Consider the following 11,541-nt stretch of genomic DNA (forward strand, 5'->3'; position numbering starts at 1 on the left):
TATCGCGAAGTGCTTAACGTAATAGTAAGTAGATACTCTCATTGCCGCGCATGATATTCAGCGCCAGTAATGGTGGCTTACCTGCCAGCACCTTGCGTAGTTCAGCAATACTCTGAACACGCGTCCGGTTAACACCGATAATCACATCATCTTTTTTCAACCCTACCTGCTCCGCGGGTGTGGCTTTTTGCACGCTATCGACCTTAATGCCTTTATTACCGTCTGTTAATTGACCATCGCTGAGGGCCGCGCCTTGTAAGGCCGGGGACAGCAATTCCGCGCTGGCGGTGGCTTGCGTACTGTTTTCCAACTTCACGGTAACCACTACGGGTTTGCCTTCGCGTAACAGACCAATTTTGACTTCTTTGCCTGGTGCTGTTGTTCCAATTTTTACTCGTAACTCGGCAAAGCTGGTAATTGGTTTATCATCAATCGACGTGATGATATCACCTGCTTTGATACCGGCGGTTGCTGCTGCTGATTTCGGTAATACTTCGTTGACAAATGCCCCGCGTTGCGCATCGACATTAAATGCTTTTGCCATGTCTGCAGTCATCTCAGTACCTTTAATACCAAGCTGACCACGTTTAACTTCACCAAATTCAATCAACTGCTGCGCCAGGTTCATCGCCATATTGGCGGGAATAGCGAAGCCGATGCCGATATTGCCACCGCCGCCAGCAAGGATCGCGGTATTAATGCCAATCAACTCACCGTTGAGGTTTACCAGCGCGCCGCCGGAATTACCACGGTTAATGGCCGCATCGGTCTGAATAAAGTTCTCCAGCCCCTCAAGATTCAAACCGCTGCGTCCCAGAGCGGAGATAATTCCGGAAGTCGCCGTTTGCCCCAGACCGAAGGGGTTACCAATGGCAACAGCGAAATCACCGACTTTCAGTCGATCCGAATCAGCAATTTTTACCTGGGTTAAATTTTTTGCATTACTGATTTGAACCAACGCAATATCGGTTTGCTCATCATGGCCAATAAGTTTGGCATCGAATTCACGACCATCGCCCAACTGAACATTGATTTTATCCGCGCCGTTGACCACATGGTTATTGGTCAGCACATAACCTTTTGCTGCGTCAATGATGACACCAGAGCCTAGCCCTTCAAAAGGCTGCGGCTGCTGCTCCCCGCCGGGTGCTTGTTGACCAAAGAAACGCTTGAGTGGCTCAGGGATATCCTGACCCTGCGCCTGGGTCCCTTCAACATGCACACTTACCACCGCGGGTAACACTTTCTCCAACATTGGTGCCAGGCTGGGAAGTGTTTGTCCCTGAATTTGCGTAGGAAGGGCTGCCATAGTTTGTGGTACTGCAGTCAAATTGACGCCAATACTCAATGCCAATGCACTTAACAGTAATGATTTTTTCTTCATCGCTAAGACGCTCTCGCTGCAAAAAAGTGGGAGACAAAACCGTGTGGGAATGAAACTCTGACAGATGCTTCAAGAAAGTGTTCGGTAATTTTATTACGAGGGGCGCATTGCCCCCCTTTTACGCAACCATTATCAATCGCGTCTGCCGTGTTCACCACGCAGCAACCCTGATGCACCTTCTGAATAATCACGCGGCATCTGTACTGGTACCTGATCGTTGTCAGCTTCAGCTTCAGTCAGTTGCCAGGCAAACGGATTTTTATCACCCGGTAAATTAGGTAACAAATCGTTTGAGCCCTTCGCCATGTGCTGATAGAGCTGGCGATAATCGCGGGCCATATTATCCAGCAATTCTGCGCTGTGTGCGAAATGGTTGGTTAACTCTTCACGATAATCAGAGAGTTCAGCCTTTGTTTTTTCCAACTCATACTGCATGCTACGCTGTTCGCGCAGTTTTCTATTACCAAAACGCATCGCCACCGCGCCGATAATGATGCCAATAACTAAACCAATAAGCGCGTATTCCCAGGTCATAATGACTCCCGTATTGTCTTCGTTGTTCCGTAGGGCCTTTCCATTTAGAACCACTATAACCGCTAATCGAATCGAAGTGGAATCCTGAGGCATCATCGCTTAGTGTAGAACGGCCTTTTTTTCGACAACTGGTTACGTAACAGACCATTTTCAGGGAATGTGATTTTACAATGCAAACATCGTCTCCTTTGGCGCTTTATCAACAGGCACTCGACAAGGGTGAGTATCAACCCGACGACATTCAGCGTGAAGCGATGACCCGTTTAGAGGCCATCCAGCAAGCGTTGGTAGCCGGACGGCCAGCCGACGATATGCCGGTTAAGGGATTATTCGGCAAGCTGAATAAATTACTGGGGAAAGAGAAAACCACGCGTAAGGAGCCAATACGTGGACTCTACATGTGGGGTGGGGTGGGGCGCGGGAAGACGTGGCTGATGGATATGTTTTTTCGGTCTATTCCTGGTGAGCGCAAGCTTCGTCTACATTTTCATCGGTTTATGTTACGCGTTCATGAGCAGCTTACTGAGCTACAAGGGCAGCAGGACCCGCTGGAAATTGTTGCTGACCGTTTTAAAGCGCAAACGGATATTCTTTGCTTTGATGAGTTTTTTGTTGCCGATATTACCGATGCAATGTTGCTGGGTACGTTGATGGAAGCCCTGTTTTCTCGGGGTATCACGTTAGTGGCAACGTCAAACATCCCACCTGATGAACTCTATCGTAATGGTTTACAGCGCGCGCGGTTCCTGCCCGCTATAGAGATGGTCAAACGTCACTGCGAGGTTATGAACGTTGATGCAGGGATCGATTATCGTCTGCGCACGCTGACGTCTGCGCATTTGTGGATGCATCCATTGAATGAACAAACCACGAGTGAAATGGAGCGTATGTTCGGCACACTGGCAGGTGTTGCACGTGATGGGAAACCGGTACTGGACATTAATCATCGTTCATTACCGACGGAAGGTATGGCTGATGGCGTAGTCGCCATGGATTTTCATACGTTGTGTGGCGATGCACGTAGTCAGCATGACTATATTGAACTCTCACGACGTTTTCATAGCGTTCTGCTATTTAATGTGTCGGTCATGAATAATCGTACTGAGGATCAGGCACGGCGCTTTCTGGCGTTGGTTGATGAGTTTTATGAGCGCCATGTGAAACTGGTCGTGGCTGCAGAGGCATCGCTGTTTGATATTTATCAGGGGGAGCGACTGAAGTTTGAATATCAGCGCTGTCTGTCACGTTTGCAAGAAATGCAAAGCGAAGAGTACCTGAGGCTGGACCATTTGCCTTAGCGTGTAGGCTGTCTGTTGCAACCGTGTTTTTTATTGCAGAAAAGGTTCGATCTTTCAGGGCGACTTCTCTATAATCTTGCGACCCCACGTTACAGCAAAGGTTTTTTTCCCAAAACTCTTTGTGTTCCAGTAACTCTATCCGAAGGGGTGGGCTTGCTGGTCGAGATGGTCGTGTGAGCCTCAATCGTTTATTCAAGCGTTTGGGATTTCACCAACGTGTAACTTAATTTGGGTAAGCTTTCAGATGAAAACTTTTACAGCTAAACCAGAAACCGTAAAACGCGACTGGTACGTTGTTGACGCAACAGACAAAACTTTAGGTCGTTTAGCGACTGAACTGGCTCTGCGTCTGCGCGGTAAGCACAAAGCGGAATATACTCCGCACGTTGATACTGGTGATTACATCATCGTTCTTAACGCGGAAAAAGTTGCTGTAACCGGCAACAAGCGTAGCGATAAGATTTATTACCATCACACTGGTCACATCGGTGGTATCAAGCAAGCGACCTTCGAAGAGATGATTGCTCGCCGTCCTGAGCGTGTGATTGAAATCGCGGTTAAAGGCATGCTGCCAAAGGGCCCGCTGGGTCGTGCTATGTACCGTAAACTTAAAGTTTACGCGGGCAATGAGCACAACCATGCGGCACAGCAACCGCAAGTTCTGGACATTTAATCGGGATTATAGGCAATGGCTGAGAATCAAAACTACGGCACTGGTCGCCGCAAAAGCTCTTCCGCTCGCGTCTTTATTAAGCCGGGTAGCGGTAACATCGTTATCAACCAGCGTTCTCTGGAACAGTACTTTGGTCGTGAAACTGCCCGCATGGTAGTTCGTCAACCACTGGAACTGGTCGACATGGTTGGTAAATTCGATCTGTACATCACTGTTAAAGGTGGTGGTATCTCTGGTCAGGCTGGTGCGATCCGTCATGGTATCACCCGCGCTCTGATGGAGTACGACGAGTCCCTGCGTGGCGAACTGCGTAAAGCAGGCTTCGTTACTCGTGATGCACGTCAGGTTGAACGTAAGAAAGTCGGTCTGCGTAAAGCACGCCGTCGTCCACAGTTCTCCAAACGTTAATTCGCTCTGTTTTCAGCGCAAATTATCGAAAAGCCCGGTGCAAGCACCGGGTTTTTTATTATCTTCACTGTGCCAAAACGCGGGTGCTTTAGCATTTTGCCGTCAAATCATCAATACTCCCCCCACAAGCAGGCTAAAATCTGGTAAACTATGTGTCACTTTGCGCCCGTTAGCTGGGTACCGCGCATGATTATCCCGTCAGGATACTGGATCGGCGCTATATCTGGCTGCGAGCGGTTACGTCAACAGGTTAGTCGCCACGTGGCGGGCTTTCGCAGTAATTTTCTCGATAAACTTGGAGGTTTTCATGGCTGTCGCTGCCAACAAACGTTCGGTAATGACGCTGTTTTCTGGTCCGACTGACATTTTTAGCCATCAGGTACGTATCGTACTGGCTGAGAAAGGTGTCAGCGTTGAGATCGAGCAGGTTGAAACGGATAATCTGCCTCAGGATCTGATCGACCTGAACCCGTATCGCACCGTGCCAACGCTGGTGGATCGCGAACTAACGCTGTATGAATCCCGCATTATTATGGAATACCTGGATGAGCGTTTTCCACATCCTCCATTAATGCCGGTGTATCCGGTTGCCCGCGGCGAAAGTCGCCTGATGATGCATCGGGTTGAACAAGATTGGTATAGCCTGATGCGTAAGGTTGAAACGGGTAATGCAACCGAAGCAGAAGCAGCACGTAAGCAACTGCGTGAAGAATTGCTGGCTATTGCACCCCTGTTCGCTCGTACTCCCTATTTTATGAGTGAAGAATTTAGCTTAGTTGATTGCTATCTGGCGCCGCTGCTGTGGCGTTTACCGCAGATGGGCATTGAACTGGTTGGTGCCGGCTCAAAAGAGCTGAAAGGCTATATGACGCGTGTCTTCGAACGTGATTCTTTCCTGGCTTCCCTGACGGAAGCGGAACGTGAAATGCGCCTGCAAACGCGGGGCTAATAGTATGGAAATGTCTCAATTAACTGCACGTCGACCTTATCTGTTACGGGCATTCTATGAATGGTTGCTGGATAATCAACTGACACCGCATTTGGTGGTTGATATCAATCTGCCAGGTGTAATGGTGCCGCTTGAATATGCGCGTGATGGACAGATTGTACTGAATATTGCTCCACGTGCAGTGGGTAATCTTGAGTTAGGTAACGATGAAGTTCGTTTCAATGCGCGTTTCGGTGGTGTTCCGCGGCAGGTCAACGTACCGTTGGCCGCTGTTCTGGCCATCTATGCACGCGAGAACGGGGCAGGGACGATGTTTGAACCTGAACCTGCGTACGAAGAAGGCAGTGAGGGCAGCACAGGCGCAGAGCGGGACGAGTCTGACACTGTAATGTCGATAATCGATGGCGATCGTCCTGATAGCGACGACGATAATCCGGATAACGACCCTCCACCACGTGGGGGACGTCCCGCTTTGCGCGTGGTTAAATAGTTACTATCCCGTAATATCTACCAGTTGGTTCTACTTGACTTGAACAGTCTGATCCATCAGGTTCGATTGATCGATGTAGTTGATGTCAACGGTTTCAGGTTTGAAGTAAAAAGGAGCGATTTATCGCTCCTTTTTACCTGTATCGTCCTCTCAGAAAGTATGAGCTAATATCGTCATATCCCTTCTTATTCTACTTCTGCTTAGAATTAATCTCATTTACTCTTTGTATGTGGCCTGAAACTGCGCGGTGAGTTGCCGCGACTTCATTTATTTCAGAGAATTCCCCCCTTAATTATTTTGAGAAAAATTACCGCTGTGTGTTGAGCGTAAATGATAAGAAATAAGAACAAATGAATGTAGTTTAAATGAATAAGATAATGCTTCACGTTACTGTGGCGAGCATCATTATCGCACCAACCCTCTGGATTTTTAGTTTTTTGATAATGATGTGATATATCGTGTTTTATTTATATTTACTTCATAAGGAAATATGACCTATGCGTAATCTTGACAGTAATGAAACTGAAATGGTTTCTGGAGCCGGTTTTCGTTCATCATTAGGTCCAACAGTAATGGGCAGCGCAACGCCGCGTAGTGTGGGGGGCAATACTGGAAATCCATTCGATGACATGCTGGCGGCAGTCGGTGCGGCGTTCGAAAAAGTAGCCAGTATCTTAAATTACTATACTAACCAGTTCTCAGTACCTTCAAATAAACGTTAATCGCTGAAATTCAGCTGATTAATTTTAAGTGCAGCGGTTTTATTACCCATAGAACCGCTGCATTTTATCAAAAAAATGATATGTAAAACTCACGTTAAAGATGCAGTGACTGATAATGAGTGATTCTTCTTCCCCCCTCTTTCGGCATCAGGTAATTGAAAGCAATAGGTATGTTTGGGCAGGGAAAGCAATAATAACGTCGCCAGTTCCTACCTTACTTGTTGTTTTGTTAAGTTTGTCACTCTTACTGTTATTGGTTGGCTTCTTAGTTTTTGGAAGCTACACCCGAAGAGTGAATATACCTGGAGAAGTGATTATTTACCCTCATCCGGTAGATGTATTTACATCCGCATCTGGCATTATCGAGAAAAGCTTTGTTCAGCCTGCTCAGCGGGTCAAAAAGGGGCAGGTATTGTATCAGGTTGCGGCTTCACAGCTGACACAGTCAGGCAATGTTAACCAGAATAATGTGGCTGCCATTAAGCAACAATTATTAAAAAACGATCAGATAATTATTACGCTAAAAAATAACCGACAGCGTACGCTCGAGAACCTTAACGTGCAGCATAAAGCTTATCAGGATGCATGGAAGCAATCAGATTCAATGCTGGCAGAATCATTAATGGTCACGGAACAGATGAAAAAAACACTGTCAGAATATCAGCAATATCGTCAGTCTCGGCTCATTACCAAAGATCAGCTCAATAACCAGCGATATACCTACCAGCAGCAAAAAGGAGTTTATAACAATCTTTATGCTCAGAACATAAACAACTTACTGCAGCTGACCAATTTAAAAAGTGAAATGGATATTAAATCGGCTGAGTTCGACAACCAGATATTACAAAGTGAGTCCCAGCGTGAGAGCCTGAGGAGAGAACTTACGGAAGCGGAATCAAAAGATAACTTTCTGATCGTCTCTCCCATGGAGGGGCGAGTAGAAAGTCTGATCGTGACGGAAGGACAAATGGTCAGTAATGGCGATACCTTGGCACAGATTGCGAATAACCCGCAGCAATCTGTGTATGCCGTCTTCTGGTTGACGGATGATGCACGGCCTTATGTGACGGTAGGGAGCCGGGTTAATATTCGTTTTGATGCCTTTCCGTATGAAAAGTTTGGCCAGTTTGCCGGTGAAGTTTCATCAGTTTCAGCCATTCCCGCGTCAATGCAGGAATTGAATAGCTATAAAAATAGCCCGATAAATCATGACCGAACGCACATCGCAGCCTATTACAAAACTATTGTGAAGTTAAAGAGAAGTAAAGCGGGCTTCGCTCAGGAAAAATTAGTGCTTACGGGCGGGATGAGAGCTCAATCAACGTTTTTCCTTGAAAAAAGGCCACTTTATCAATGGATGTTGTCACCGCTGTATAAAATGAATGACAGTGTGACCGGACTGGTGAATGAATAATTTTACACCCCCCCCCTTATTATCTCGCCTTGCGCTTCAGCTTCACCGTCATACCCCCAAAATTATCCAATCGGAGGCTGCAGAGTGTGGGCTGGCATGTTTGGCTATGATCGCAGGGTATTATCGTCATCATATTGATATGTTTGAGTTCCGGCGAAAGTTCGGGCTTTCTTCTCAAGGAGCAAACCTCAAAAATATTATGGAGATTGCTGCCTCTCTGAATATGAGAAGCCGGGCGGTAAGACTGGAGATTAATGAGCTTCACCAATTAAAAACGCCCTGCGTTTTACATTGGGATCTGTGCCATTTTGTGGTGCTGGTAAAGGTTAGTCGCCATAGAGTGGTTATTCACGATCCGGCATTGGGTAAGCGTAAGCTGAATATGATGCAGGTGTCACAACATTTTACGGGTGTTGCACTTGAGTTATGGCCCGCGGTTGATTTTTCCTGTCAGAAGGTGACGCAGCAATTTGGGCTAAAAAGTATCCTGAATCATGTTAGCGGTTTTAAACGCTTTCTGATGAAAATTTTGTCGTTATCTTTGCTCATTGAGGGGGTGAACCTACTGCTGCCTGTAGGCACGCAGTTGGTAATGGATCATGTCATTATTGCCAGAGATCAATCGTTACTGGCGTTGATCTGCCTGGGTTTACTCGCCTTTATCGTGTTCAGAACGCTACTGAGTATGTGCCGATCGTGGCTAACGCTCGTGACCAGTGCATCCATAGACATTCAGTGGTGCGAACGACTGTTTGATCATTTAATCCATCTTCCCCATAGCTGGTTTGAGAAAAGGAAGTTGGGTGATATTCAGTCGCGCTTTATGTCACTGGACACTATTCGCAATGTATTAACGACCAGCATTGTTGGCATTGTGGTTGACGGTATTATGGCTACCGGAGTCATGACCATGATGTGGCTGTACGGTAGTTGGCTGATGTGGGTGGTGTTCGCTTCCATGGCTGTATATGTGCTGATGAGAATCTTCACCTGGCCGTTATATCGCCAGATTGCCGAAGAGCAGATCGTTAACGAAGCGAAAGTCAGTTCACATTTTATGGAAACGTTGCACGGTATGGCAACCATCAAGGCATTGAGCCTGACCCGACTAAGAAGCATGCAATGGCTTACGCTAAAGATTGATGCTATTAACAGCGGTATCCGCCTAAGCCGTTTCGATATGGTTTTCGGGGGTGTCAGTATGCTTGTTGCTGCGCTGGATCAGGTAATTATTTTGTGGTTAGGGGCAGGGTTGGTAATCGATGGAACACTATCTTTGGGTATGTTTATCGCTTTTAATGCCTATCGAGGGGAATTTTCTTCACGCACGGTTACGCTCGTTAATACCTTATTGCAGCTGCGGATGTTAAATCTGCACAGTGGCCGGGTTGCCGATATCGCGCGGTCGGAAGCAGAACCAACTAGCCAGCAAGGATTATTTTTTGAAAATGATACGGCGATGGCTCTTTATGGGCGTGGCATAACATACCGCTATGACAAGCTCTCCCGTCCGGTAGTGGACGATTTAGATATCACTGTTTCTGCCGGAGAGTGTGTGGCGTTGACGGGGGCCTCCGGTAGCGGAAAAACGACATTAATGAAGATCCTGGCGGGGCTTACAATCCCTGAAGGAGGGAATGTTTTCGTTAACGGGCGAGATATTCATAAAATCGGTATTGATAACTATCGCCGCTATATTGCCTGCGTGTTACAGGACGATAAGTTATTTGCCGGTACCATTGAAGAAAATATTGCCGGATTTGATGATGAGATGGATCGCTCAAGAGTGGTGCATTGTGCTCAATTGAGTTGTATCGATCGTGAAATTATGAATATGCCAATGGGTTATCAGACTTTACTGAGTGAGTTAGGATCGAGTGTTTCCGGAGGGCAGCATCAGCGGCTGCTGATTGCACGAGCATTGTATCGGCAACCCAAAATTTTGTTTATGGACGAAGCGACCAGCCATCTTGATTTAGCCAATGAGTCTCGCATCAATGCGGCGATTGCGGCGTTGAATATTACACGGATCATTATAGCGCATCGGCCTTCAACTATAGCCAGTGCTGATAGGGTAATTGAAATTGGGTCAGATACGACGAGATAACATGGAAGAAGAGAAGAGGGAGGGGAATCCCCCCCTCTTTAAGATACGATCAGACTTCCAGGTAGTTCATGATACCGTCAGCCGCTTTACGGCCTTCGGCAATTGCGGTAACAACTAAATCGGAGCCACGCACCGCATCACCGCCAGCAAAGATCTTCGGGTTACTGGTCTGGAAAGCATTTTCCACATTTTCGGTCGCGATGATACGCCCCTGAGAATCCAATTCGACGCTGAATTGTTCTAACCAGGTCATCTCATGTGGACGGAAACCAAAGGCCATCACCACCGCATCCGCCGGTAAAATATGCTCGGAACCCGCGATGATTTCAGCACGACGGCGACCTTGAGCATCTGGCTGACCCATTTCGGTTCGCGCCATTTTAACGCCACAAACGCGGCCATTACCATTGATCTCAATGCCCAGAGGCTGAACGTTGAACTGAAACTCTACGCCTTCTTCACGCGCATTTTTTACTTCACGGCGTGAACCCGGCATATTCTCTTCGTCACGACGATAGGCACAGGTCACATGTGTCGCACCCTGGCGAATTGAGGTACGTACACAGTCCATTGCTGTATCCCCCCCTCCCAGTACAACCACACGTTTACCGTTCATGGTGATGTAAGGCTCTTCTTCCGTATGGGAAAAGCCCATTGTTTCTTTAGTGTTGGCGATAAGGAAAGGCAGCGCGTCGTAAACACCCGGCGCATCTTCATGTTCTAAACCACCACGCATCGACTGATACGTGCCCACGCCGAGGAACACCGCATCAAAGTCAGTGACCAGCTCGCTCATCTGCACATCGCGGCCAATTTCGGTATTGAGTTTAAATTCAATTCCCATTTCGGTGAACAGGTGGCGACGCTTGACCATCACCTCTTTTTCGAGCTTAAACGCAGGGATGCCAAAGGTCAGCAGACCGCCGATTTCAGGGTGGCGATCGTAAACCACGGCTTTTACACCATTACGCGTCAGCACGTCGGCACAGGCTAATCCCGCCGGCCCGGCACCGATAATCGCTACGCGCTTACCGGTGGGCTTTACGTGGGACAGGTCGGGTTTCCAGCCCATCTCCAGCGCTTTATCGTTGATGTAACGTTCAATGTTGCCGATAGTCACTGCGCCAAACTCATCGTTGAGCGTACAGGAGCCTTCGCACAGACGATCCTGCGGACAGACGCGACCACAGACTTCCGGCAAACTGTTAGTCTGGTGAGAGAGTTCAGCCGCTTCAATAATGCGTCCTTCATTGGCCAGTTTCAGCCAGTTAGGAATGTAGTTATGAACCGGACATTTCCACTCACAATAAGGGTTGCCGCAGTCCAGGCAGCGATCGGCCTGCGCTTTTACCTGCCCGTCAGAAAATGGCTCGTAAATCTCCACAAATTCAATCGTGCGGATCTTTAACGGTTTCTTCGGCGGATCAACACGCTGCAAGTCGATAAATTGATACACGTTTTGACTCATAGTAACCTCTTACGTCAGCCCCACCCGGCTATTTCTTTTGCTGCTCTGAATCTGGTGAACCACCAAGGACTGTTCGCCAGATTCAGACGCGACG

General features: G+C 47.6%; 11 protein-coding genes. 8 read left to right on the top strand and 3 right to left on the bottom strand.

Annotation, left to right across the window (positions count from 1 at the left end; all coding sequences use genetic code 11):
- Positions 1 to 13: 13 nt before the first annotated feature.
- Both degQ and zapG read right to left on the bottom strand, forming a co-directional pair.
- Complete coding sequence (gene degQ / locus J1C60_RS02225) at positions 14 to 1,384, bottom strand: serine endoprotease DegQ (RefSeq protein WP_128178632.1); 1,371 nt, start codon at positions 1,382 to 1,384, stop codon at positions 14 to 16.
- Between the two features lie 132 nt (positions 1,385 to 1,516).
- Complete coding sequence (gene zapG / locus J1C60_RS02230; RefSeq protein WP_128178631.1) at positions 1,517 to 1,918, bottom strand: Z-ring associated protein ZapG; 402 nt, start codon at positions 1,916 to 1,918, stop codon at positions 1,517 to 1,519.
- Positions 1,919 to 2,088: 170 nt separating this feature from the next.
- On the opposite strand from zapG, the gene zapE reads away from it, so the two are divergent.
- From zapE to J1C60_RS02270, 8 genes are all read left to right on the top strand, one after another.
- Entirely contained in the window at positions 2,089 to 3,216 is a 1,128-nt protein-coding gene (zapE, locus tag J1C60_RS02235; RefSeq protein WP_128178630.1) for a cell division protein ZapE, read from the top strand.
- 244 nt (positions 3,217 to 3,460) lie between these two features.
- The gene (rplM, locus tag J1C60_RS02240) at positions 3,461 to 3,889 is read left to right on the top strand and encodes a 50S ribosomal protein L13 (RefSeq protein WP_128178629.1); all 429 of its coding nucleotides are present in this window, start codon (positions 3,461 to 3,463) and stop codon (positions 3,887 to 3,889) included.
- A 15-nt stretch (positions 3,890 to 3,904) separates the two neighbouring features.
- The gene (rpsI, locus tag J1C60_RS02245; RefSeq protein WP_017801478.1) at positions 3,905 to 4,297 is read left to right on the top strand and encodes a 30S ribosomal protein S9; all 393 of its coding nucleotides are present in this window, start codon (positions 3,905 to 3,907) and stop codon (positions 4,295 to 4,297) included.
- Between the two features lie 307 nt (positions 4,298 to 4,604).
- The gene (gene sspA / locus J1C60_RS02250; protein WP_128178628.1) at positions 4,605 to 5,246 is read left to right on the top strand and encodes a stringent starvation protein SspA; all 642 of its coding nucleotides are present in this window, start codon (positions 4,605 to 4,607) and stop codon (positions 5,244 to 5,246) included.
- A 4-nt stretch (positions 5,247 to 5,250) separates the two neighbouring features.
- The gene (gene sspB / locus J1C60_RS02255) at positions 5,251 to 5,736 is read left to right on the top strand and encodes a ClpXP protease specificity-enhancing factor (protein ID WP_128178627.1); all 486 of its coding nucleotides are present in this window, start codon (positions 5,251 to 5,253) and stop codon (positions 5,734 to 5,736) included.
- 497 nt (positions 5,737 to 6,233) lie between these two features.
- Positions 6,234 to 6,458, top strand: coding sequence for a hypothetical protein (locus J1C60_RS02260; protein WP_128178626.1), 225 nt, complete (start codon positions 6,234 to 6,236; stop codon positions 6,456 to 6,458).
- A gap of 115 nt (positions 6,459 to 6,573) precedes the next feature.
- The gene (locus J1C60_RS02265) at positions 6,574 to 7,872 is read left to right on the top strand and encodes an HlyD family secretion protein (RefSeq protein ID WP_128178625.1); all 1,299 of its coding nucleotides are present in this window, start codon (positions 6,574 to 6,576) and stop codon (positions 7,870 to 7,872) included.
- Positions 7,865 to 9,979 (top strand): peptidase domain-containing ABC transporter, encoded by a 2,115-nt coding sequence (locus tag J1C60_RS02270; RefSeq protein WP_128178624.1) that lies wholly within the window; start codon positions 7,865 to 7,867, stop codon positions 9,977 to 9,979. The genes J1C60_RS02265 and J1C60_RS02270 overlap by 8 nt, the downstream gene beginning before the upstream one ends.
- Positions 9,980 to 10,028: 49 nt before the next feature.
- Here J1C60_RS02270 and J1C60_RS02275 read toward each other — a convergent pair whose 3' ends face one another.
- A complete protein-coding gene (locus tag J1C60_RS02275; protein WP_128178623.1) occupies positions 10,029 to 11,447 on the bottom strand; it encodes a glutamate synthase small subunit in 1,419 nt (472 codons plus the stop codon).
- Positions 11,448 to 11,541: the final 94 nt, after the last annotated feature.

It is taken from the genome of [Pantoea] beijingensis (assembly GCF_022647505.1).
GTDB lineage: Bacteria > Pseudomonadota > Gammaproteobacteria > Enterobacterales > Enterobacteriaceae > Erwinia > Erwinia beijingensis.